The following is a 23605-nucleotide window of genomic DNA, read 5'->3' on the forward strand; positions in this document are numbered from 1 at the left end:
CTTCGGGAGAGGGCCCCTTCGGCCCCCTGGGGCGATCGACGCTTAGACAATACGGCCGCCAGGGCGGGCGGGAAGGGCGCACGGGGGCGCTTTGACGCAGGTGAGACGAGACTTACACGGCGTGCCCCGGCCCGGACACGGCGGTGCCCCCGCCCGGAAAGCTCCGGGCGGGGGCACCGTACAGGCCCACTGGGGAGGTGACTACAGGCCGAGCTCGACCTCGAACTCGCCCGCCTCCAGGATCGCCTTGACCGCCGTCAGGTAACGGGCGGCGTCGGCGCCGTCCACCAGACGGTGGTCGTAGGACAGGGTCAGGTACGTCATGTCGCGGACGCCGATGACCGGGCCGTCCTCCGTCTCGATGACGGCCGGACGCTTGACCGTGGCACCGATGCCGAGGATGGCGACCTGGCCCGGCGGCACGATGATCGTGTCGAACAGCGCGCCGCGCGAACCGGTGTTGCTGACGGTGAAGGTCGCACCGGCCAGCTCGTCCGGGCTGATCTTGCTGGCCCGCACCTTGCCCGCCAGGTCGGCGGTCGCCTTGGCGATGCCGGCCAGGTTCAGGTCACCGGCGTGCTTGATGACCGGGGTCATCAGGCCCTTCTCGGAGTCCACCGCGATACCGATGTTCTCGGTGTCGAAGTAGGTGATGGTCCCCTCGGCCTCGTTGATCTTGGCGTTGATCGGCGCGTGCGCCTTCAGCGCCTGGGCCGCGGCCTTGACGAAGAACGGCATCGGCGAGAGCTTGACGCCCTCACGCGCCGCGAACGCGTCCTTGGCACGGGCGCGCAGCTTCATCAGGCGGGTGACGTCGACCTCGACGACCGACGACAGCTGGGCCTGCTCGTGCAGCGCCTTGACCATGTTGTCGCCGATGACCTTGCGGATGCGCGGCATCTTGACGGTCTGGCCACGCAGCGGGGAGACCTCCAGGGCGGGGGCCTTCTTCGCGGCGGGCGCCGCGGGGGCGGCCGCGGCCGGAGCCTGGGCCTTCGCGGCCTCGGCGGCGGCGACGACGTCCTGCTTGCGGATACGGCCGCCGACGCCGGTGCCCTTGACGGTGGACAGCTCGACGCCGTTCTCGGCGGCGAGCTTGCGCACCAGCGGGGTGACGTAGGCACCGTCGTCCACCGGCCGGGCGGCGGCCGGGGCAGCCGGAGCGGCGGCCGGGGCCGGGGCCGGCGCGGGCGCCGGGGCGGCGGGCTGCGGGGCGGGAGCCGCCGGAGCCTGCGGGGCGGGAGCGGCAGGAGCCGGGGCCGGTGTGGGCTCGGGAGCCGGGGCCGGTGTGGGCTCGGGAGCCGGAGCCGGAGCCGGAGCCGGAGCCGGAGCCGGGGTCGGAGCCGGAGCCGGCTCGGGCTGGGCGGGGGCGGCCGGGGCCTCCTGGGCGGGAGCGGCACCCGCCTCGCCGATGACGGCGAGCTTTGCGCCGACCTCGGCGGTCTCGTCCTCGCCGACCACGATCTCCAGCAGCGTGCCGGAGGCGGGGGCCGGGATCTCGGTGTCGACCTTGTCGGTGGACACCTCGAGCAGCGGCTCGTCGGCCTCGACGCTGTCGCCGACCGACTTCAGCCAGCGGGTGACGGTGCCCTCGGTGACCGACTCGCCGAGCGCGGGCAGGACCACGTCCGTGCCCTCGGCGGAGCCACCGCCCGCGGAGGCGTCGGCGGAGGGAGCGGGCGCCGGGGCGGCCTGCTCGGTGGAGGGGGCCGCCGGGGCGGGCTCGGGGGCCGGCTCGGCGACCTGCTCGGCCTGCGGGGCCTCCTCGGCCGCCGGGGCGCCGCTGCCGTCGTCGATCAGCGCCAGCTCGGCGCCGACCTCGACGGTCTCGTCCTCGGCGACCTTGATGGAGGACAGCACGCCGGAGGCGGGGGCCGGGATCTCGGTGTCGACCTTGTCGGTCGAGACCTCGAGCAACGGCTCGTCGGCCTCGACGCGCTCACCCTCGGCCTTCAGCCAACGGGTGACGGTGCCCTCGGTGACGCTCTCGCCGAGCGCCGGAAGGGTTACGGAAACCGCCATGGTTTCGGTTGCTCCTTACGAATTGCGGAAGTCTGTGTCGTCGCGCCCAGTGACCGGGAGAGGTCAGTCGTGGGAGTGCAGCGGCTTGCCGGCCAGCGCGAGGTGGGCTTCCCCCATCGCCTCGTTCTGCGTCGGGTGGGCGTGGATGAGCTGCGCGACCTCGGCCGGCAGCGCCTCCCAGTTGTAGATCAGCTGCGCCTCGCCGACCTGCTCGCCCATCCGGTCGCCGACCATGTGGACGCCGACCACGGCACCGTCCTTGACCTGGACGAGCTTGATCTCGCCCGCGGTCTTCAGGATCTTGCTCTTGCCGTTGCCCGCCAGGTTGTACTTCAGAGCGACGACCTTGTCCGCACCGTAGATCTCCTTGGCCCTGGCCTCGGTGATGCCGACGGAGGCGACCTCCGGGTGGCAGTACGTCACCCGCGGCACGCCGTCGTAGTCGACCGGGACGGTCTTCAGGCCGGCGAGCCGCTCCGCCACCAGGATGCCCTCGGCGAAGCCGACGTGCGCGAGCTGGAGGGTGGGAACGAGGTCACCGACGGCGGAGACGGTCGGGACGTTGGTCCGCATGTACTCGTCGACGAGGACGAAACCGCGGTCCATGGCGACCCCGGCCTCCTCGTAGCCCAGGCCCTGCGAGACGGGGCCGCGGCCGATGGCGACGAGCAGGACCTCGGCCTCGAACTCCTTGCCGTCGGCGAGGGTGACCTTGACGCCGTCCTGGGTGTACTCGGCCTTCTGGAAGAAGGTGCCCAGGTTGAACTTGATGCCCCGCTTGCGGAAGGCGCGCTCCAGGAGCTTGGAGCTGTTCTCGTCCTCGACCGGGACGAGGTGCTTGAGGCCCTCGACGACCGTGACGTCGCTGCCGAAGGACTTCCACGCGGAGGCGAACTCGACGCCGATGACACCGCCGCCCAGGACGATCGCGGACTTCGGCACGCGGTCGAGCTTGAGAGCGTGGTCCGAGGAGATGATCCGGTCGCCGTCGATCTCCAGGCCAGGCAGCGTCTTCGGCACGGAGCCGGTCGCCAGCAGGACATGGCGGCCCTGGACGCGCTGGCCGTTGACGTCGACGGAGGTGGGCGAGGACAGCCGGCCCTCACCCTCGATGTAGGTCACCTTGCGGGAGGCGACCAGACCCTGCAGGCCCTTGTAGAGGCCGGCGATCACATCGTCCTTGTACTTGTGCACGCCCGCCATGTCGACGCCCTCGAAGGACGTCTTGATGCCGAACTGCTCGCTCTCGCGGGCCTGGTCGGCGATCTCGCCCGCGTGCAGCAGGGCCTTGGTGGGAATGCAGCCGTTGTGCAGGCAGGTGCCGCCGAGCTTGTTCTTCTCGATCAGGGCGACGTCCAGGCCCAGCTGTGCCCCGCGCAGGGCCGCGGCGTAACCACCGCTGCCACCGCCGAGGATCACTAGGTCGAAAACGGTGCTGGCGTCGTTCGCCACGTCACGTCCTCCATGCATGTGCGCCACGCCGGTCTCCAGTGACCGGTCGGCGGCGGGTGTCCGGCCGCTCATTGTTCTCGGCCCTTGGGTGGGCCCTGTCCTGCCGGGCTCCATCTTCGCACTTGTGGGAGACGAACGAGACGTGGGGCCCGGGGTGTGAGACGACCCACGTTCACCTGTCACCAGGGTGGGGGAGACGCCCGAGGGGCGCGGGGAACTGCGCGACGAGCCACAACGGACCCGCGGTCGACGCGGTCACCCGCACCCCCGGGCACTCAGGCGTACGTCACCCGAGATCGCCGAGGGCGACCCGCTCGGCGACCCGCACCAACGTCCGCACCGCCGTACCCGTGCCGCCCTTCGGCGTGTACCCGAACGGCCCGCCCTCGTTGAAGGCCGGACCCGCGATGTCCAGGTGCGCCCAGGTGATGCCCTCGCCGACGAACTCGCGCAGGAACAGACCGGCCACCAGACCGCCGCCCATGCGCTCGCCCATGTTCGCGATGTCCGCGGTCGGCGAGTCCATGCCCTTGCGCAGGTGCTCCGGCAGCGGCATCGGCCACGCCGGCTCGCCGGCCTCCTCCGCCGCCTCGTGCACCGCGGAGCGGAACGCGTCGTCGTTCGCCATGATCCCGTACGTGCGGTTGCCCAGCGCCAGCATCATCGCGCCGGTCAGGGTCGCCACGTCGATGATCGCGTCGGGCTTCTCCTGTGAGGCCGCCCACAGCGCGTCGGCGAGCACGAGCCGGCCCTCGGCGTCGGTGTTGAGCACCTCCACCGTCTTGCCGCTGTACATGCGCAGCACGTCGCCCGGACGCGTCGCGGAGCCCGACGGCATGTTCTCGGCCAGCGCCAGCCAGCCGGTCACGTTGACCTGCAGGCCGAGCCGCGCGGCGGCGACGACCGCGGCGAACACGGCGGCGGCGCCGGCCATGTCGCACTTCATCGTCTCGTTGTGCCCGGCCGGCTTCAGCGAGATGCCGCCCGAGTCGTAGGTGATGCCCTTGCCGACGAAGGCGAGGGACTTCGTCGCCCTGGACGAGGTGTACGTCAGCTTCACCAGCCGCGGACCCGACGCCGAACCGGCGCCGACGCCCAGGATGCCGCCGTAGCCGCCCTTGGCGAGCGCCTTCTCGTCGAGCACCTGCACCTTGATGCCGTGCTCCTTGGCGGCGGCCTGCGCGACCGCCGCGAAGGCCTCCGGATTGAGGTCGTTCGGCGGGGTGTTGACCAGGTCGCGGGCGCGGTTCAGCTCCTCGGCGACGGCCGCGGCACGCTCGATCGCGGCCTTGTACGCCTTGTCGCGGGGCTTGCCGCCGAGCAGCGCGGCCTCCCCCAGCGGGGCCTTGCCGTTGCCCTTGGCGTCCTTGCCGTTCTCCTTGTAGGCGTCGAAGGAGTACGCGCCGAGCAGCACGCCCTCGGCGACGAGGCCGGCGTCGGCGGCCTCGGTGAGGGGGAGGGCGAAGGCGGCCTTCTTGGCGCCGGCCAGGGCGCGGGCTGCCGCGCCGGCGGCCCTGCGCAGCGCCTCGGCGTCGAAACCGGCGTCCTTCCCGGGCTCGGCGCCCAGGCCCACCGCCACCACGACGGGGGCCTTGAAGCCGGATGGCGCGGGCAGCTTCGTCACCTCGCCTTCGGCGCCGGACGCACCGAGGGTCTCCAGGACACCGGCGAGCCGGCCGTCGTACGCCTTGTCCACGGCCTCGGCGCCCGGTGCGACGGACGGGCCCTTGGCGCCCTTGGCGACACCGATCACGATCGCGTCGGCCCGGAGGCCCGGCGCCGCGGCGGTGGAGAGAGTGAGAGCAGTCACGGTGGTGAAATCTCGCTTCCGTATGAAGTCTTGTGTGGCCGAATGCGGGTGGGTCGACCGGGCCCGACACCCGACCCTAGATCCCTCCTGCGATGCGGTCCTCGCCCGGGCAGGCGAACACTCGGCACGAGCCTACGCTCGCGCCCGGCCGCGCTCCCTCCCGCGGTGCCGCGGTTTCCCGTGCGGTGCCCTCGATGGGAGATCATTCCCGGGTACCACTCCGCCCCCGCACTCTGGAGCACCTACGTGAGACGCCCGGTCCTGTCGACAGCCCTCCTCCTCCCGCTGCTCGCGGCGTGCTCGCCGGCCCCCGGCGACGACGAGGCAGCCGGCCCCGGCCACTGGCGCCCGGCGCCCGGCACCGCCTGGCAGTGGCAGCTCAGCGGCAGGCTGGACACCTCCGTCGACGTGCCGGTCTACGACATAGACGGCTTCGACCACACCAGGTCCGCGGTCGCCGGCCTGCACGACGACGGCCGCAAGGTCATCTGCTACGTCTCCACCGGCGCCTGGGAGGACTTCCGCCCCGACGCCGGGGACTTCCCGGAAGAGGTACTGGGCCAGGGCAACGGCTGGGAGGGCGAGCGGTGGCTGGACATCCGCGCGACGGACGTCCTGGAGCCGTTGATGGCCGAACGCCTCGACATGTGCCGCGAGAAGGGCTTCGACGCCGTCGAGCCGGACAACATGGACGGCTACCGGAACGCGACCGGCTTCCCGCTCACCGCCGACGACCAGCTCCGCTACAACCGGCTGATCGCCGAGCTCGCCCACGACCGCGGGATGGCGGTCGGCCTGAAGAACGACCTGGACCAGATCCCGGAACTGGTGGACGACTTCGACTTCGCCGTCAACGAGCAGTGCGCCCAGTACGGCGAGTGCGCCGACAACCAGCCGTTCATCGACGCGGACAAGGCGGTCTTCCACGTCGAGTACGAACTGCCGACGGAGCGCTTCTGCGCCGACTCCCGTGAGCTGCGGCTCAGTTCGATGCTGAAGAAGTACGAACTGGGTGCCTGGCGCGAGGCCTGCTGAGCCCTCGCCTCGTCCCCGGGCCTTCCTCCCCCGCGTCCCGGCTCAGCCGAGGACCAGCACCACCAGCGACGTCGTGGCCGCCGTCTCCGCGACCCCGCCGAAGACGTCGCCCGTGACGCCGCCGAAGCGGCGGACGCAGTGCCGCAGCAGGAGTTCGGCGACCGCGACGGCGCACACGACGGCGAGCGCCGTGCGCAGTACGTCGTACGGGCCCAGGTACGCGCCCGCCGCCGCGCCGGCCAGCGTGACGGCCGCTGCCGCGCCCAGCGCCCCGCCGGCCGGGACCACCCCGGCGACCGCCGCGCCCAGTCCCTCCGGCCGGGCGGCGGGCACCCCGGCGCGGGCCGCCGTCGTGAGCGCCAGCCGCGCGGCGGTCGCCGACACCACGGCGGCGAGCGCGCCCCGCGCCCACGAGCCGTCGTAGGCCTGTGCGAGGGCGGCCACCTGCGCCAGGAGCGTGAACAGCAGGGTGAGTACGCCGAACGGTCCGATGTCCGACTGCTTCATGATCCGCAGGGCGTCCTCGGCGGGCTTGCCGCTGCCCAGCCCGTCGGCGGTGTCGGCCAGGCCGTCCAGGTGCAGTCCGCGGGTGAGCACGGCGGGCACGGCGGCCGTGGCGACCGCGGCGAGCGGGGTTCCGGCGCCCAGGGCCAGCAGCAGGAGCCCGGCGCCCGCGGCGGCGACGCCGACGGCCAGCCCGGCCAGCGGCGCGCACAGCATGCCGCCGCGTGCCGCGTCCCGGTCCCAGCGGGTCACCTCGACCGGGAACGCGGTGAGGGTGCCGAAGGCGAAACGGAGGCCGTCGGGGGAGGGGAACCTGAGCACCGGCGCAGACTACCCGGCGGCCGGCAGGGCGCTGACGGCGCCCGGGGACGCTGCGTCATCCGGGGGACAACCCCCGGACCCCCGGCCGGATCGGCGCAAGCGGCCCGGCTGTGCCGGGCGTATCACCGTAACGTGCGCACATGGGAGATTGGTGGCAGCGCAACATCGTGGAACCCGGCAAGCTGCCGCTGCTCCTCGCGCTGGCGGCGTTCGTGCTGACGTTCGTGGTCACCCGGATCGTCACCCGTCTGATCCGGGCGGGCAAGGGCCCCTTCGGCAACGTCGAGGCGGGCGGGGTGCACATCCACCACGTCGTCCCGGGAATCGTGCTCACCGTCGTCGGCGGCTTCGGTGCGGTCGCCGGAGGCCGGCACGGGTTCGGCTCCGCGCTGGCGGCGGTGGTCTTCGGCATCGGGGCGGGGCTGGTCCTGGACGAGTTCGCGCTGATCCTGCACCTCGACGACGTCTACTGGACCGAGGCGGGGCGCAAGAGCGTGGAGGTCGTGGTGCTCACCGCGGCTCTGGTCGGGCTGGTCCTCGCCGGGTTCACGCCCTTCGGTGTCGACGGCATGTCCCAGGACGAGTTGCAGGACCGCGCGAACGTCATCGCGACCGTCGCGGGGAACTTCCTGTTCTCCCTCCTCGCCCTGGCCAAGGGGAAGGCGCGGCTCGCGATCTTCGGTGTCATCGTGCCCGTCGTGGCCCTGGTCGGCGCGGTCCGGCTGGCCCGGCCCGGGTCGCCGTGGGCCCGCCGCTTCTACACCCGCCGCCCGCGCGCCCGTGCCAGGGCCCGGCTGCGCGCCTACCACCACGACCGCCGCTGGTCCGGCCCGCGCCGCGTCGTCCAGGACTGGATCGGCGGCCGCCCGGACCCGCGGTGACGATGCGGGTGCCTGCGGCGCCTGCGCGGATGCGGGTGCGGTGGGGTGCCTGCGGTGCCTGTGGGGGCGCGTGCGGCGCCTGTGCGGGTGCGGGTGCCTGCGGCGTCTGCGGTGCCTGCGCGGGTGCGGGTGCGGTGGGGTGCCTGCGGGGGTGCGTGCGGCGCGGCTGCGCGGGGTGCGTGCGGCGGCTGTGCGGGTGGGGTGGGGTGCCTGCGGCGTCTGCGGTGCCTGCGCGGGTGCGGGTGCGGTGGGGTGCCTGCGGGGGTGCGTGCGGCGCGCCCGTGCGGGGTGCGTGCGGCGCCTGTGCGGGTGCGTGCGATGTCTGTGCGGGTGCGGGTGCGGGTGCGGGTGCGGGTGCGGTGCGGTGACGATGCGGGTGCCTGCGGCGCCCGTGCGGCGGCTGTGCGGGTGTGTGCGGCGCCCGTGCGGGTGGGGTGGGTGCCGGGTGTCAGGCGCCCTCGGCCGGGTCCTCGTTCCCGTCGGAGACCTGCGGCAGCTCCGCGGCCAGCGCAGCCGCCGCCTGCACCAGGGGCAGGGCCAGCAGACCCCCCGTGCCCTCGCCCACCTTCACGCCCTGGGACAGCAGCGGCTCCAGGGCCATCCGGTCGAGCGCCTTGGCCTGGCCCGGCTCCCCGCTGTCGTGCGCGGCCAGCCACCAGTCGGGCGCCCGGAAGGCGACCCGCTGCCCGACCAGCGCGCACGCGGCCGTCACGACGCCGTCCAGGATCACCGGCACCTTCCGCACCGCGCTCTGCAGCAGGAAGCCCGTCATGGCGGTGAGGTCCGCGCCGCCGACCGTGGCGAGCAGCCGCAGCTGGTCGCCGAGGACGGGCCGCGCGCGGCGCAGCGCGTCGCGGATCGCCGCGCACTTGCGCATCCAGGCCAGGTCGTCGATCGGCAGCCCGCCCCGCCCGGTGACGACCGACGCGTCCGTCCCGCACAGCGCCGCGACCAGTACGCCCGCCGCCGTCGTCCCGCCCACGCTCACGTCGCCGAGCACCACCAGGTCCGTGCCCGAGTCGGCCTCCTCGTCGGCCACCGCCACCCCGGCCAGGAAGGCGGCCTCCGCCTCCTCCGGGGTCAGCGCGTCCTCGATGTCGATGCGTCCGCCGCCCCGCCGCACCCGGTGCCCCGCGACCCCGGCCGGCAGCGTCCCGGGGTCGCAGTCCAGGGCCATGTCGACGACGCGTACGGGTACGCCGAGGCGCCCGGCGAGCACCGACACCGGCCGCCCGCCCGCCAGCACCTCGCGCACCAGCTCACCGGCCCCGCCCGCGGGCCGTGCCGAGACGCCCAGTTCGGCGACCCTGTGGTCCCCGGCGAAGAGCACCACCCGGGGCCGTTCGACGGGCCGTACGGGTACGGCGGACTGCGCCGCCGCCAGCCACTCGCCCAGGTCGTCGAGGCGGCCCAGCGATCCGGGCGGCACGACCTGACGCTCCCGGCGCGCCTCCGCGTCGCGGCGTACCCCGCCGTCGGGGCGCTCGATCAGGTCGGTGAAGTCGTCGAGATTCAGCGAGCTCATTCGCCGAACAGTACCGGCCCCGGTCGAACGCCGAGGAGGGCCCGCGGGGAGCGCGCCCGGGCGGCGGCGTTGCGCCCCGGATCGCGGTCACCTACGTAACGTTTTGCCTGGATTGTTGTACCTGCCTCTCGTACGTCCCCCTCGTACGTCCTCGTCTCGCGTCGGGAGCCGCCCATGTCCGCACCCCCCGCCCCCTCGGTGCCTCCCGTGCCCCCGTACGGGCCGTACCGCGAGGACTGCCCGTGGTGCGGCTCGCGGCGGCTGCGCGGCCGGCCGCGCGGTGACGGGCCGCGGCAGGGCGCCCCCCACCGGTCCGTGCTCGCGCGGTGCTCGGACTGCCGGCACGTCTTCCACAACCCGTTGCTGACGCCCGGCCCGGAACACCCCGCGGTCAGGGCCGGTGCCCGGCTGAGACACGGCCTGGCCGCCCGCGCACTGATCCGCCACTGTCCCGAGCCCGAGAGCTGGCTGGACGTCGGCACCGGCGACGCCGACTTCCCGCACACCGCCCGTACGCACTTCCCGTACACCTCGTTCGACGGCCTGGACCCCACCCGCCGTGTGCTGCGGGCCCGTGCCGCCGAGCGGGTCGAGGAGGCGTTCGTCGGCCGGCTGACGGACCCGCACATCGCGGCCCGGCTCCGGGGCCGCTACGACGTCGTCAGCCTCTTCCAGCACCTGGAGCGTGTTCCGGACCCCCGGGCCGAACTGTGGGCCGCGCTGCGGGTGCTGCGGCCCGGCGGGCATCTGCTCGTCGACGCCGCCGACCCGCGCCGCCTGCTCCTCGGGCACCCCGTGGGACTGAGCGCCGAACTCGTGGCCCGGGGCTGCACGGTCCTCACCGGCAGCCGCGCCCACCGCGTCATCGCGCGCAAGGACGCGTCAGCCCCGTAGCACCAGCGCCTGGCCCGCCACCACCAGCAGCACCTGCTCGCACTCGGCCGCGAACGCCGCGTTCAGACGTCCGAGTTCGTCGCGGTAGCGGCGGCCGGAAGCCGTGGCCGGGACGATGCCAGAACCCACCTCGTTCGACACCGCCACGACCGTGCGCCGGGTGGCGCGGACCGCCTCCGTCAGCTCCCGCACCCGGGCCCCGAGCGCCCGTTCGCCGCCGTCGGCCCACTCCGCGTCGTCCCATGCGCCGACCGTGTCCATCGCGTCCGTCAGCCACAGCGACAGGCAGTCGACCAGGAGGGGCGGTCCCTCGCCCGTCAGCAGCGGCACCAGGTCGCAGGTCTCGGCGGTACGCCACGACCCCGGGCGCCGCTCGCGGTGCGCGCGGACCCGGGCCGTCCATTCGGCGTCCCCGCCGCGGGAACCGCCGGTGGCCACGTAGAGCACGCCGGGGAAGGACTCCAGCCGGCGCTCGGCCTCCACCGACTTCCCCGACCGGGCACCGCCCAGCACGAGGGTGCGCCGCGGTACGTCGGGCACGTGCTCGTAGGAGCCCACCGTCAGCGTCGTGCCGTCCGGCACCGCCCGCGCGCCGGCCGCCGCGAGACGCCGCGCGGACTCCCGGCCCGGCGGCACGTCGTGGTCCAGGTGGACGGCCACCACGTCCGTCGTCGGGCCCGCCGCGCCCACCGCCCGCAGCTTCGCCAGTGCGTCCGGCCGCCCCACGACGTCCGCCAGGATCAGGTCGTACGGCTCCGCGGGCTCCCCCAGACCGGCGGGCGCGCCGCCCGGCGGCACGTACAGGAGCCGCCCGCCGTCCGGCCCCGTCACGGCGTACCCGGTGCCCGGCGCGTCCAGTGCCACCGCCCGTACCCGGTGCCCGGTCAACAGCGCCAGCTCCCGCCCGTCCGGCACCCGGCCCGGCTGCGGCAGCCCGGCGGGCACCTCCACGGCGGGGCCGTCGTGCGGGTGCGAGAGCAGCACCTGCCGTACGCCGGCCAGGGAGCGCCCGGCCCGGGCCGCGGCGAACGCGTCACCCGGCGTCAGGTCGAGCAGCAGCGCCCCGTCCACCAGCAGCGCGGTCGCCGCGCGCGCGTGCTCGCCCTGCGCCGCGGCACAGGCCGCGCAGGGACAGTCGGGGCGGGGGAGTCCCGCGGGGGCACCGGTGCCGAGCAGAGTCACGTCCACGCACCGATTTTCACCGGTCGCCCGGCGACATGCGCGCCCGAGCCCCCCGCGGGGCGTGCGACGGGGCCGTTCTCGTCCCCGGGTCTTCTACGGCCCACCCGGCTCAGCGCATAGGCTGCGCTCGGAGGCCGGACCAAGATCCGGCTTCCGCTCTGCATGTGCTCACATCTTGGAGGCGTACATGGCGGCATGGACGTGGCGGTTCGAGACGGCCGGCGGGACGGAGGTCCAGCCCGCGGTGCAGCCGGAGGAGTTCACCACGCAAGGGGACGCCGAGTCCTGGATCGGGGAGCACTGGAAGGACCTCCAGGAGGGCGGGACCGACCAGGTGCGGCTCTTCGAGGACTCCACCGAGATCTACGGCCCGATGAGCCTGCACGCCGAGGAGGCGGAGGCGGAGGCCGAGGCGGAGACGGAGGCGGAGGCCGAGGCCTGAGGGGCCGGGGCCGGGCGGGAGGCCGGGCGGACGGGGGCGGCTCCGCCCCCGTCACTGCTCGCCGAGCGCCACCTCCACGGTGCGCTCGTCGCCGCCCCGGGTGTACGTGACCTTCGTCCGGTCGCCCGGCCGCATCGACGCCAGCGCCTCGGCCAGTGAGGTGAGGGTGGTGATGTCCGTGCCGCCCAGCCCCACGATGACGTCCCCCGACCGCAGTCCCGCGTCGTCGGCGGCCCCGCCGTCGCTCACCTCGACGACGGCCACCCCGGCGGGCCGGTAGCCGCGGTCGACGACCGTACGGGCGGTGATGCCCAGCGCGGCCCGGCCCGAGTCGGTGACCCGGCCGTCCTTGATGATCTGTCCGGCCACCGTCGTCACCATCGACGCCGGGATCGCGAAACCGATGCCGGGCGCCGCGCTGTCGCCGAGACCCGGGTCGGTCGCCGCCAGCGTCGGGATACCGATCACCTGCCCGTCGAGGTTCACCAGGGCGCCCCCGCTGTTGCCGGGGTTGATGGCCGCCGACGTCTGCACCATGTTGGCGATGGTCGCGCCAGTGCCGCCCCCGCCGCTGCCCTCCGTGACGGTCCGTCCGGTCGCCGACACGATGCCCTGCGTCACGCTGGAGGACAGGCCGAGCGGCGAGCCCATCGCCAGCACGATCTGCCCGACCTCGACCTTCGCGGAGTCCCCGAAGCGGGCCGCCTTCATGCCGTCGGGAACCTTGTCCAGCTTGATGACGGCCAGGTCCTGGTCCGGGTAGGAGGAGACGAGCTTCGCGGCCAGGGCACCCTCGCTGCGGGCGGTCGTCACCCGGAAGGACCTGTTGTCCCCGACGACGTGCGCGTTGGTGACGACATGCCCCTTGTCGTCGTAGACGATCCCCGAGCCCAGCGAGTCGCCCGCCTGGAGCTGCACGACCGACGGCAGTACGTCCTCGATCACCCGTTCGTAGTCCGCCTGCAGGCCGCCGACCGCGCGCGGCGCCGCGGCCTGCGCCGTGTCGCCCTCCCGTGCGCTCCCGGCACCCCGGTCGGTGCCCGGACCGGCGCCGGAACAGCCGGTCGCGAGCAGCAGGGAGCAGGCCAGCGCGGCCGCCGGAGCGGGCAGCCGGGGACCACGCGTACGGGAAGCGTCCATGCCCCGAGTCTCACCGCGTACCGGAAGCCCGGCCCCCGGTGAACACCCGAACGGGCGCCGGAGCCGGGGGCGGTCCCCGCGTCGCGGGCCCTGTCGTCGAAGTCCCGTCTGCCCGGCGGCGTCGTGCACGCCCTCTCGCCGTACCGGGCCCTGACCCGGGTACATCCGGTACGAGGCCCGGGACCCGGCACGCCGAGAGCACGCACCCGACGCCGCGGGGCCGCCCTCCGGGCGACGACGCGAGTTCGACGACAGGACCTAGCCCCGCACCCCGCACAGGTGGAGCAGCGCCGCGACCGCGCGGTACGGGTCCGTCCGGCCGGCCCGCTCCTCGGCGGCCAGCAGGGTCTCCAGGTCGTCCGGGACCGGGATGTCGTCGGGCGCCGTGTCGGTGAAGACCCGTACGCCGTACCAGGTGTGCAGCGGGGCGCCGATGCCCGCGAGCTTCGCCGTCAGCGTCGCCAGCCGGTCCGACCGGACGTCGGGGCCGAGGCGGTCGCGGTAGTCGGTGGTGTCGAAGGCGGCCAGCGCGTCGGCCCACCGCCCGGACAGGCCCGGGCGCAGTGCGAGCGCGTCGCCGTTGCACACCAGGAGCGACAGCAGTCCCCCCGGTGCGAGCATCCGGGCCAGTCCCGCGAGCAGTGGATCGGGCTCCTCGACGTACATGAGCACGCCGTGGCACAGCACCACGTCGAAGCTGCCCGGCAGGAAGTGCACACCGGTGTCCCGGCCGTCCCCCTCGACGATCCGCATCCGCTCCCGGATGCCCTCCGGCTGCCCGGCCAGCGCGTCCCGCGCGGCGGCGATCATCGTGGCGTCCCGCTCCACGCCGGTCACCTGGTGCCCGGCCCGTGCCAGCCGCAGTGCCTGGGTGCCCCGGCCCATCCCGACGTCGAGCACGCGCAGCCGCCTGCCCACGGCGAAACGCCCGGCCATCTGCTCGTCCAGCTGCCGGGCCACCAGCTCCTGCCGCAGGACGTCGCGAAGCCCGGACAGCCCCGCTGTCCAGGCCTCGGCCGCACCCCCGGCGAACGGCGTCGTGCTCAGGGCCGCTCCCCGCGCTTGACCTGCGGCTTCGGCAGCCGGAGCCGGCGCATCTGGAGCGAGCGCATCAGCGCGTAGGCGACCGCGCCGCGCTTGCGCTCGTCGGGGAAGCGCTCGGCGAGCCGCTTCTTCAGCCGGAAAACGGTGACGATCGAGTCCAGCACGATCAGCACGATCACGACCAGCCACAGCAGCAGCGCGATGTTCTGCAGCGAGGCCACCCGGATCATGCTCAGTACGAGGATGACCACGGCCATCGGCAGGAAGTACTCCGCGATGTTGAACCGCGAGTCGACGAAGTCGCGCGCGAACTTGCGGACCGGGCCCTTGTCGCGGGCCGGCAGATACCGCTCGTCGCCCTTGGCCAGCGCCTCGCGCTGCCGCGCCATCGCGGTCCGGCGCTCCTCGCGCTGCCGCTTGGCGGCGTCCTTGCGGGACGTCGGCGTGGTGGCGACGCTGCGGCGCTGGGACTGGGCCGCACTGCGCTTGGGCGTCGGCCTTCCCTTCGGGGCCTGCGGGTCACGGGGCTGCTTGGAGTCGGTCAGCGGCGCACTGACGGCGCTCGGGGCCTTCTCATCCTTGGCACGGCTACGGAACACAAAACCCAAGGGTACGGGGTGCCGGGGTGTGGACCCCAGTCCGGTGGGGAACGATCCGGCAACGCCGCTCGTCTTTAAGTGGGCAGAGGGGATTGCGCACAGCCCCGGACACCGGGACTTTCCGGACAGCTTCGGGGAGCACCTACTCCCTGGGCCGGACGGGGAGCGTACGCAGTCGTCCTTGGGGATGAGCGCATCCGTCCCCGAACAGTGCGGTAATGGAGGCAGGGCCCGTACTGTGGGTTCTGTTGCAGTCGCTGGAGCTGGAGTCGGTCAGAAGGGGGCGCGCGAAGCCCATGAGCGGTGTCATGAAGCGTATGGGGATGATCTTCCGCGCGAAGGCCAACAAGGCCCTTGACCGGGCCGAGGACCCGCGCGAGACCCTCGATTACTCGTACCAGAAACAGCTGGAGCTGCTGCAGAAGGTGCGCCGCGGCGTCGCCGACGTGGCGACCAGCCGCAAGCGACTGGAGCTGCAGCTCAACCAGCTCCAGTCCCAGTCGGGAAAGCTGGAGGACCAGGGCCGCAAGGCACTGGCGCTGGGCCGCGAGGACCTGGCCCGCGAGGCGCTCTCCCGCCGCGCCGCCCTCCAGCAGCAGGTCACCGACCTGGAGACGCAGCACGCCACCCTCCAGGGCGAGGAGGAGAAGCTCACCCTCGCGGCCCAACGCCTGCAGGCCAAGGTGGACGCCTTCCGCACGAAGAAGGAGACCATCAAGGCCACCTACACGGCGGCCCAGGCGCAGACCCGCATCGGCGAGGCGTTCTCCGGCATCTCCGAGGAGATGGGCGACGTGGGCCTGGCGGTCCAGCGGGCCGAGGACAAGACCGCCCAGCTCCAGGCCCGGGCCGGCGCCATCGACGAGCTGCTCGCCTCCGGTGCCCTGGACGACCAGTCCGGTACGCGCAAGGACGACATCCAGGCCGAGCTCGACCGGCTCTCCGGTGGTACGGATGTAGAGCTGGAACTGCAGCGCATGAAGGCCGAGCTGGCCGGAGGCGGCACCTCCGACCGCCAGGCCATCGAGGGCGGCCAGGAGCAGGGACGGCCGCAGTCCCAGCAGCAGCCGCAGGACACCCCGCGCTTCGACAAGCAGTAGGCCCACGCCTAGGAGGGCGACATGATCGTACGGATCATGGGGGAGGGACAGCTCACGCTGGCCGACGGCCGGCTCGCGGAGCTGAACAAGCTGGACGACGAACTCCTGTCCGAGATGGACAACGGCGACGGCCCCGGCTTCCGCGGGACCCTCCAGGCCCTCCTGGCCAAGGTCCGCGAACTGGGCGAACCGCTCCCGGACGACAGCCTGGAGCCGTCCGACCTCATCCTCCCCTCCGCGGACGCCACCCTGGAGGAGGTCCAGGAGTTCCTGAGCGACGACGGCCTCATCCCGGACGGTGCGTGAGTCTCGACCGCTCGGTTCCCCGGTGTTGGTGGCGTGTGCGTCTCTCGGTCCGTCCGGCGTTCGAGGACGAGGCCGTACAGACCGGATCCGGGGGCCGCGGCCCCCGGCCGACGCCCACTGAATGCGGGCCCACCCATGGGACAAGCCCACTCCGGTTACCGTAAACAGCCGTGAGCACCCTCGCCCGCGCCCGCTGCACCCTCGGCGCCCACCCCTCCGCGCTGGACACCGCACTCGCCGCGGCCGTCCTGGTGTGCATGGTCGCCGGCTCCTTCGTGGACCCGCACGGCCCGAAGGGCGTCAGCTGGGGCCTGCGCACCCCCGACGCGCTCAGCCTCGCCCTCATGGCCGTCGGCGCCGCCGCCCTCGCCTTCCGCCGCCGCGCACCGCTGGCCGTCCTCGGCGTCACCGGCTGCATCTCCGTCGTCGAGAGCGTCACCGGGGACCCCCGCGCCCCCGTCGTCATGTCCGCCGTGATCGCCCTCTACACGGTCGCGGCCTCCACCGACCGGCCCACCACCTGGCGGGTCGGCCTGCTCACCATGACGGTCCTCACCGGCGCCGCCATGCTGGCCGGCCCCATGCCCTGGTACGCGCAGGAGAACCTCGCCGTCTTCGCCTGGACCGGCATCGGCGCCACCGCCGGGGACGCGGTCCGCAGCCGCCGGGCCTTCGTACAGGCCATCCGCGACCGGGCCGAGAAGGCCGAGCGCACCCGCGAGGAGGAGGCCCGCCGCCGGGTCGCCGAGGAACGGCTGCGCATCGCCCGCGACCTGCACGACGTGGTCGCCCACCACATCGCGCTGGTCAACGTCCAGGCCGGGGTCGCCTCGCATGTCATGGACAAGCGGCCCGACCAGGCCAAGGAGGCCCTCGCCCACGTACGGGAGGCCAGCCGGTCGGCGCTGGACGAGCTGCGCGCCACCGTGGGTCTGCTGCGCCAGTCCGGCGATCCGGAGGCACCGACCGAGCCCGCTCCCGGCCTCGCCCGCCTCGACGAACTGGTGGGCACCTTCCACCACGCCGGACTGCACGTCGAGGTGGCCCGCACCGACCAGGGCACCGGTCTGCCCGCCGCCGTCGACCTGGCCGCCTACCGCATCATCCAGGAGGCGCTGACCAACGTGCGCAAGCACGCGGGGGAGAAGGCCAGGGCCGAGGTCAGCGTCGTACGGGTGGGGCCGAACATCGAGGTGACCGTGCTGGACGACGGCACGGGGGACGGCGAGGCGTCGGCCGACGGCGGCGGTCACGGCCTCCTCGGCATGCGCGAGCGCGTCACCGCCGTGCGCGGCACCCTCACCACCGGTCCCCGCTACGGAGGCGGTTTCCGGGTCCATGCGATCCTTCCGGTCAGAACCCGCACCGATGCCGTGGAGGACCCCGTATGACGATCCGTGTCCTGCTCGCCGACGACCAGGCGCTGCTGCGCAGCGCCTTCCGGGTCCTGGTCGACTCGGAGCCCGACATGGAGGTGGTGGGGGAGGCGTCCGACGGCGCGGAGGCGGCCCGGCTGGCCGCCGAACGGCGGGCCGACGTGGTGCTGATGGACATCCGGATGCCCGGCACGGACGGTCTCGCCGCCACCCGCATGATCAGCGCCGACCCTGCCCTGGCCCAGGTCCGCGTGGTCATACTGACCACCTTCGAGGTCGACGACTACGTGGTGCAGTCGCTGCGGGCCGGTGCCTCCGGCTTCCTCGGCAAGGGTTCGGAGCCCGAGGAGCTGCTCAGCGCGATCCGCGTCGCGGCCGGCGGCGAGGCGCTGCTGTCGCCGACCGCCACCAAGGGGCTGATCGCCCGCTTCCTCGCCCAGCAGGGCACGGCCGACGAGGACCGCGACCCGGCCCGCGCCGAGCGGCTGGAGTCGCTGACCGTGCGGGAGCGCGAGGTGCTGGTCCAGGTCGCCGGCGGGCACTCGAACGACGGGATCGCCGAGCGGCTGGAGGTCAGCCCGCTCACCGTGAAGACGCACGTCAACCGGGCCATGGCCAAGCTGGGCGCCCGCGACCGGGCCCAGCTGGTCGTCATCGCGTACGAATCCGGGCTGGTACGTCCGAGGGTGGAGTGACCTCTACCCGCGTGTACTGCGGCGGGAGTATGCGCCGCATAAGGAAATGGACCTGGGGTCTAGGGAACCGGGGGCGCGCATGGCCCAGGGTGTTGGGGTGGGCGCCCACTCGTGTCGCCCGCGCCCGGCGCGCCATGTGCCCCGTCCCCCGCTCGGCCACAGAAGAGAGACCCTGACCCATGTCCTGGCTGTCGAGATTCAGCCTCGCGCAACGGGCCCTGACAGGGCTGATGTCGATCGTCGCGCTCGTCTTCGGGGCGATCGCGATCCCCCAGCTCAAGCAGCAGCTGCTGCCCACCATCGAACTGCCCATGGTGTCGGTGCTCGCCCCCTACCCGGGTGCCTCGCCTGACGTGGTCGAGAAGCAGGTCGTCGAGCCGATCGAGGACAGCCTCGAGGCCGTCGACGGGATCTCGGGCGTCACCTCCACCGCCAGCGAGGGCAACGCCGTCATCATGGCGTCCTTCGACTACGGCCCGGACACCCAGCAGCTCGTCGCCGACGTCCAGCAGGCCGTGAACCGGGCCCGCGCCCAGCTCCCGGACGACGTGGACCCGCAGGTCGTCTCCGGCTCGACGGACGACATCCCGACCGTCGTCCTCGCCGTCACCTCGGACAAGGACCAGCAGGCGCTGGCCGACCAGCTCGACAAGACGGTCGTCTCCGAGCTGAAGGACATCGACGGCGTCGCCCAGGTCGTGGTCGACGGTGTGCGCGACGTCCAGGTCACCGTCACGCCGGACCAGACCAGGACGGCCGCGGCGGGGGTGAGCCCGCAGGCGCTCGCCCAGTCCCTCCAGGCCGGCGGCGCGACCGTGCCGGCCGGTTCCTTCGACGAGGCGGGCGCCAACCGCACCGTCCAGGTCGGCGGCGGCTTCACCTCGATCGAGCAGATCCGGAACCTCATGGTCACCGGTGAGGGCGTCGAAAAGCCGGTCCGCCTCGGCGACGTCGCCACCGTCGAGGAGGAGGCCAAGGCCGACTCCCTCACCCGCACCAACGGCAAGCCCTCCCTCGCGGTCGCCGTGACGATGGACCACGACGGCAGCGCGGTCTCCATCTCGAACGCCGTCGAGGACAAGCTCCCCGGCCTGCGCGAACAGCTCGGCTCCGACGCCACCCTCACCGTGGTCAGCGACCAGGGTCCCGCGGTCTCCAAGGCCATCTCGGGGCTGACCACGGAGGGCGGGCTCGGCCTGCTCTTCGCCGTCCTGGTCATCCTGGTCTTCCTGGCCTCCATCCGCTCCACCCTGGTCACCGCGGTCTCCATCCCGCTGTCGGTGGTGCTGGCCCTGATCGTCCTGTGGACGCGCGACCTGTCGCTCAACATGCTGACGCTGGGCGCGCTGACCATCGCCATCGGCCGGGTCGTCGACGACTCGATCGTGGTCCTGGAGAACATCAAGCGGCACCTCGGCTACGGCGAGGAGCGCCGGGCGGCCATCCTCGACGCCGTCCGCGAGGTCGCCGGAGCGGTCACCTCGTCCACGCTCACCACGGTCGCCGTGTTCCTGCCGATCGGTCTGGTCGGCGGCATGGTCGGCCAGCTGTTCGGCTCCTTCAGCCTCACCGTCACCGCGGCGCTGCTGGCGTCCCTGCTGGTGTCGCTGACGGTCGTGCCGGTCCTGTCGTACTGGTTCCTGCGGCCCCCGAAGGGCGCCCCCGAGGACGCGGCCGAGGCCCGCAGGCTGGCCGAGGAGAAGGAGGCCAGGAGCCGCCTCCAGCGCTTCTACGTCCCCGTCCTGCGCTTCGCCACCCGCCGCCGTCTGACCAGCGTCGCCATCGCCGTCGTCGTGCTGGTCGGCACCTTCGGCATGGCGCCGCTGCTGAAGACCAACTTCTTCGACCAGGGCGACCAGAAGGTCCTCAGCATCAAGCAGGAGCTGAAGCCCGGCGCCAGTCTCGGCGCGACCGACGCCCAGGCCAGGAAGGTCGAGAAGCTGCTCGGCGGCACCGACGGCATCAAGGACTACCAGGTCACCATCGGCTCGTCCGGCTTCATGGCCGCCTTCGGCGGCGGCACGGACACCAACCAGGCCTCGTACCAGATCATGCTGGAGGACTCGGCGTCCTACGAGGACGTCCAGGACCACGTCGAGGACGGGCTGGCGAAGCTCGACGGCATCGGCACCACCACGGTCGCCGCCGGTGACGGCTTCGGCAGCCAGGACCTGAGCGTCGTCGTCAAGGCGGCCGACGCCCAGGTGCTCCGCGAGGCCGCGGAGAAGGTCCGCGAGGCGGTCGCCGGGCTCGACGACGTCACCGACGTCACCAGTGACCTGGCGCAGAGCGTGCCGCGCGTCTCGGTCAGGGCCAACGCGAAGGCCGCCGGGGCCGGGTTCACCGACCAGACGCTCGGCGCGGCAGTCGCCCAGGCCGTGCGCGGCACCCCGGCGGCCAAGGCGACCCTGGACGGCACCGAGCGCGACGTGGTCATCCGCTCGGCGCAGCCCGCCGAGACGATGGCCCAGCTCAAGGCCCTGAACCTGGGCCCGGTCAAGCTCGGTGACATCGCCGCCGTGCGCCTGGTGGACGGCCCCGTCTCCATGACCCGCATCGACGGCCGGCGCGCGGCGACCGTCACGGCCAAGCCGACCGGCGACAACACGGGTGCGGTGGGCGCGGACCTCCAGTCGAGGATCGACGGTCTTGACCTGCCGGCCGGCGCCACGGCCGAGATCGGCGGCGTCACCGCCGACCAGGACGAGGCCTTCGTCAACCTGGGCCTCGCCATGCTCGCGGCGATCGCCCTCGTGTTCATGCTGCTGGTCGGCACCTTCCGGTCGCTGGCCCAGCCGCTGATCCTGCTGGTGTCGATCCCGTTCGCGGCGACCGGAGCGATCGGCCTGCTGATCGCCACGGGTACCCCGATGGGCGTCCCGGCGATGATCGGCATGCTGATGCTGATCGGCATCGTGGTCACCAACGCCATCGTGCTGATCGACCTGATCAACCAGTACCGCAAACAGGGGAACGGCGTCGTGGAGGCCGTGATCGAGGGCGGCCGCCACCGTCTGCGGCCGATCCTGATGACGGCCCTGGCGACGATCTTCGCCCTGCTGCCGATGGCGCTGGGCGTCACCGGCGAGGGCGGCTTCATCGCCCAGCCGCTCGCGGTGGTCGTCATCGGCGGCCTGATCACCTCGACCCTGCTGACGCTGCTGCTGGTCCCGACGCTCTACGCGATGGTGGAGCTGCGCAAGGAGCGGCGCGCGGAGAAGCGGGCGGCGAAGAAGGGCCAGGTCCCGCCCCGGGCGGCGGCCCCGGACGAGCCGGAGCCCGCGAAGGTCTGAGACCGCGGAAAACGGCGCGGGTCCCGCCCGGCCTGAAGGTCGGGCGGGACCCGCGCCGTTCGCGCCACTCCGCACGGACGGGCGGGTGGAGAACACCCCTCTACGGCAGGGCGAGCATCCGCTCCAGCGCCAGCTTCGCGAACGCCTCCGTCTCCTTGTCCACCTCGATGCGGTTGACGAGGGTGCCCTCGGCCAGCGACTCCAGCGTCCAGACCAGGTGCGGGAGGTCGATGCGGTTCATGGTCGAGCAGAAGCAGACGGTCTTGTCGAGGAAGACGATCTCCTTGTCCTCGGCGGCGAAACGGTTCGCCAGCCGCCGGACCAGGTTCAGCTCCGTCCCGATGGCCCACTTGGAACCGGCCGGGGCGGCCTCCAGGGCCTTGATGATGTACTCGGTCGAGCCGACGTAGTCCGCCGCGGCCACGACCTCGTGCCGGCACTCCGGGTGCACCAGGACGTTCACGCCCGGTATGCGCTCACGCACGTCGTCGACCGAGTCGAGGCTGAAGCGGCCGTGCACCGAGCAGTGACCCCGCCACAGGATCATCTTCGCGGCGCGCAGCTCCCCGGCGGTCAGCCCGCCGTTCGGCCGGTGCGGGTTGTAGACGACGCAGTCCTCCAGGGACATCCCCATGTCCCGCACCGCCGTGTTGCGGCCCAGGTGCTGATCGGGCAGGAAGAGCACCTTCTCGCCCTGCTCGAAGGCCCAGTTCAGGGCGCGCTCGGCGTTGGAGGAGGTGCAGATGGTGCCGCCGTGCTTGCCGGTGAACGCCTTGATGTCCGCGGACGAGTTCATGTACGAGACGGGCACGACCTGCTCGGCGACCCCGGCCTCGGCCAGCACGTCCCAGCACTCGGCGACCTGCTCGGCGGTGGCCATGTCCGCCATGGAGCAGCCGGCGGCCAGGTCGGGCAGGACCACCTTCTGGTCGTCCGAAGTCAGGATGTCGGCCGACTCGGCCATGAAGTGCACACCGCAGAAGACGATGTACTCGGCCTCCGGGCGCGCGGCCGCGTCCCGGGCCAGCTTGAAGGAGTCGCCCGTGACGTCGGCGAACTGGATGACCTCGTCGCGCTGGTAGTGGTGACCGAGCACGAAGACCTTGTCGCCGAGCTTCTCCTTGGCCGCACGGGCGCGCTCGACCAGGTCGGGGTCGGAGGGCGAGGGCAGGTCGCCGGGGCACTCCACACCACGCTCGCTCCTCGGGTCGGCCTCACGGCCGAGCAGCAGCAGGGCGAGGGGCGTCGGCTGTACGTCGAGCCCCTGGGTTTGGGCGGTGGTCACGACACGCACCCTTTCTAGTTTTCGTCGAACTGACGCTATCTATCATAACCGGTTCACGTCACTTTGACGACGCCCATAGTGTCGGTGTGACGTGAATCCCGGTGCCCGAGCCGCCGTCCACAGGCCCCGTCCACGGCCGCTGTCCGCTGTCCGGGGCGTGTGCGAGCATGAAGGGAAGGCCGAGGGACAAGACACGGGGTCCGTCCCGGAATGATTCCGCGGCCCCGCCGGTTGGAACCGTCGGCAAGCAGTCTCCGTACAACCTTGGAGAGATGTAGATGTCCGTATCGGACGAGACCACCACCGTCACCGACGGCATCGTCCTGACCGACGCCGCCGCGGCCAAGGTCAAGGCCCTGCTCGACCAGGAGGGCCGCGAGGACCTCGCCCTGCGCGTCGCCGTCCAGCCCGGCGGCTGCTCCGGCCTGCGTTACCAGCTCTTCTTCGACGAGCGCTCGCTCGACGGTGACGTGGTGAAGGACTTCGGCGGCGTCAAGGTCACCACCGACCGCATGAGCGCCCCGTACCTGGGCGGCGCCACCATCGACTTCGTGGACACCATCGAGAAGCAGGGCTTCACGATCGACAACCCCAACGCGACGGGCTCCTGCGCCTGCGGCGACTCCTTCAGCTGAGCCGCGTGGCACCGAGGCGCGAGACACGAGAAGGGCGGTGGCCCGGGACGATCCCGGGCCACCG

20 protein-coding genes are annotated in these 23605 nt (G+C 73.0%); 10 read left to right on the forward strand and 10 right to left on the reverse strand.

The window, feature by feature from the left end; all coding sequences use genetic code 11:
* Positions 1-201: 201 nt before the first annotated feature.
* The 3 genes from sucB to ACGFYH_RS02300 form a co-directional block, all read right to left on the reverse strand.
* Positions 202-2022 (reverse strand): 2-oxoglutarate dehydrogenase, E2 component, dihydrolipoamide succinyltransferase, encoded by a 1821-nt coding sequence (gene sucB / locus ACGFYH_RS02290; protein ID WP_393801225.1) that lies wholly within the window; start codon positions 2020-2022, stop codon positions 202-204.
* Positions 2023-2085: 63 nt separating this feature from the next.
* Positions 2086-3474, reverse strand: coding sequence for a dihydrolipoyl dehydrogenase (gene lpdA, locus ACGFYH_RS02295; protein ID WP_393801226.1), 1389 nt, complete (start codon positions 3472-3474; stop codon positions 2086-2088).
* Positions 3475-3760: 286 nt separating this feature from the next.
* Positions 3761-5284, reverse strand: a complete 1524-nt coding sequence (locus ACGFYH_RS02300; RefSeq protein WP_393801227.1) for a leucyl aminopeptidase — start codon at positions 5282-5284, stop codon at positions 3761-3763.
* Between the two features lie 246 nt (positions 5285-5530).
* Here ACGFYH_RS02300 and ACGFYH_RS02305 point away from each other — a divergent pair, with 246 nt between their 5' ends.
* Positions 5531-6319, forward strand: coding sequence for an endo alpha-1,4 polygalactosaminidase (locus tag ACGFYH_RS02305; RefSeq protein ID WP_393801228.1), 789 nt, complete (start codon positions 5531-5533; stop codon positions 6317-6319).
* A 42-nt stretch (positions 6320-6361) separates the two neighbouring features.
* On the opposite strand, the gene ACGFYH_RS02310 is transcribed toward ACGFYH_RS02305, so the two are convergent.
* Entirely contained in the window at positions 6362-7144 is a 783-nt protein-coding gene (locus tag ACGFYH_RS02310) for an adenosylcobinamide-GDP ribazoletransferase (RefSeq protein ID WP_393801229.1), read from the reverse strand.
* Positions 7145-7284: 140 nt separating this feature from the next.
* On the opposite strand from ACGFYH_RS02310, the gene ACGFYH_RS02315 reads away from it, so the two are divergent.
* Complete coding sequence (locus ACGFYH_RS02315; RefSeq protein WP_393801230.1) at positions 7285-8025, forward strand: hypothetical protein; 741 nt, start codon at positions 7285-7287, stop codon at positions 8023-8025.
* 448 nt (positions 8026-8473) lie between these two features.
* Here ACGFYH_RS02315 and cobT read toward each other — a convergent pair whose 3' ends face one another.
* A complete protein-coding gene (gene cobT / locus ACGFYH_RS02320) occupies positions 8474-9550 on the reverse strand; it encodes a nicotinate-nucleotide--dimethylbenzimidazole phosphoribosyltransferase (RefSeq protein WP_393801231.1) in 1077 nt (358 codons plus the stop codon).
* A gap of 174 nt (positions 9551-9724) precedes the next feature.
* Between cobT and ACGFYH_RS02325 the strand changes: the two genes are divergently transcribed.
* Positions 9725-10444, forward strand: a complete 720-nt coding sequence (locus ACGFYH_RS02325; RefSeq protein WP_393801232.1) for a class I SAM-dependent methyltransferase — start codon at positions 9725-9727, stop codon at positions 10442-10444.
* On the opposite strand, the gene ACGFYH_RS02330 is transcribed toward ACGFYH_RS02325, so the two are convergent.
* The gene (locus ACGFYH_RS02330) at positions 10433-11632 is read right to left on the reverse strand and encodes a bifunctional adenosylcobinamide kinase/adenosylcobinamide-phosphate guanylyltransferase (protein ID WP_393801233.1); all 1200 of its coding nucleotides are present in this window, start codon (positions 11630-11632) and stop codon (positions 10433-10435) included. The genes ACGFYH_RS02325 and ACGFYH_RS02330 overlap by 12 nt on opposite strands.
* 181 nt (positions 11633-11813) lie before the next feature.
* On the opposite strand from ACGFYH_RS02330, the gene ACGFYH_RS02335 reads away from it, so the two are divergent.
* Complete coding sequence (locus ACGFYH_RS02335) at positions 11814-12068, forward strand: hypothetical protein (RefSeq protein WP_393801234.1); 255 nt, start codon at positions 11814-11816, stop codon at positions 12066-12068.
* Between the two features lie 51 nt (positions 12069-12119).
* Here the strand turns inward: ACGFYH_RS02335 and ACGFYH_RS02340 are convergent, their stop codons facing one another.
* From ACGFYH_RS02340 to ACGFYH_RS02350, 3 genes are all read right to left on the reverse strand, one after another.
* Positions 12120-13208, reverse strand: coding sequence for a S1C family serine protease (locus tag ACGFYH_RS02340; RefSeq protein ID WP_393801235.1), 1089 nt, complete (start codon positions 13206-13208; stop codon positions 12120-12122).
* A gap of 258 nt (positions 13209-13466) precedes the next feature.
* Positions 13467-14168 carry a class I SAM-dependent methyltransferase gene (locus ACGFYH_RS02345; RefSeq protein WP_393801236.1) on the reverse strand — a complete coding sequence of 234 codons (702 nt, stop codon included), beginning with the start codon at positions 14166-14168 and terminating at the stop codon, positions 13467-13469.
* A gap of 83 nt (positions 14169-14251) precedes the next feature.
* Positions 14252-14890, reverse strand: coding sequence for a DUF3043 domain-containing protein (locus tag ACGFYH_RS02350; RefSeq protein WP_393801516.1), 639 nt, complete (start codon positions 14888-14890; stop codon positions 14252-14254).
* 269 nt (positions 14891-15159) lie between these two features.
* On the opposite strand from ACGFYH_RS02350, the gene ACGFYH_RS02355 reads away from it, so the two are divergent.
* The 5 genes from ACGFYH_RS02355 to ACGFYH_RS02375 all read left to right on the forward strand — a co-directional run bounded on the left by ACGFYH_RS02355 (position 15160) and on the right by ACGFYH_RS02375 (position 21621).
* Positions 15160-15951 carry a PspA/IM30 family protein gene (locus ACGFYH_RS02355; RefSeq protein ID WP_393801237.1) on the forward strand — a complete coding sequence of 264 codons (792 nt, stop codon included), beginning with the start codon at positions 15160-15162 and terminating at the stop codon, positions 15949-15951.
* Positions 15952-15972: 21 nt separating this feature from the next.
* Entirely contained in the window at positions 15973-16257 is a 285-nt protein-coding gene (locus tag ACGFYH_RS02360; protein ID WP_393801238.1) for a hypothetical protein, read from the forward strand.
* 170 nt (positions 16258-16427) lie between these two features.
* On the forward strand, positions 16428-17648 hold the full coding sequence (locus ACGFYH_RS02365; RefSeq protein WP_393801239.1) for a sensor histidine kinase: 1221 nt from the start codon (positions 16428-16430) through the stop codon (positions 17646-17648).
* Positions 17645-18328: a response regulator gene (locus ACGFYH_RS02370; protein WP_393801240.1), complete on the forward strand. Its 684-nt coding sequence runs from the start codon at positions 17645-17647 to the stop codon at positions 18326-18328. Before ACGFYH_RS02365 ends, ACGFYH_RS02370 begins: the two co-directional genes overlap by 4 nt.
* Before the next feature lie 179 nt (positions 18329-18507).
* Entirely contained in the window at positions 18508-21621 is a 3114-nt protein-coding gene (locus ACGFYH_RS02375) for an efflux RND transporter permease subunit (RefSeq protein ID WP_393801241.1), read from the forward strand.
* A gap of 100 nt (positions 21622-21721) precedes the next feature.
* On the opposite strand, the gene nadA is transcribed toward ACGFYH_RS02375, so the two are convergent.
* Positions 21722-22906 carry a quinolinate synthase NadA gene (nadA, locus tag ACGFYH_RS02380; protein WP_393801242.1) on the reverse strand — a complete coding sequence of 395 codons (1185 nt, stop codon included), beginning with the start codon at positions 22904-22906 and terminating at the stop codon, positions 21722-21724.
* Positions 22907-23184: 278 nt separating this feature from the next.
* Here nadA and ACGFYH_RS02385 point away from each other — a divergent pair, with 278 nt between their 5' ends.
* Positions 23185-23541, forward strand: a complete 357-nt coding sequence (locus ACGFYH_RS02385; protein ID WP_328560028.1) for an iron-sulfur cluster assembly accessory protein — start codon at positions 23185-23187, stop codon at positions 23539-23541.
* The last annotated feature ends 64 nt before the right edge of the window (positions 23542-23605 follow it).

This window comes from Streptomyces sp. NPDC048392 (assembly GCF_043200575.1).
Taxonomy (GTDB): Bacteria; Actinomycetota; Actinomycetes; order Streptomycetales; family Streptomycetaceae; genus Streptomyces.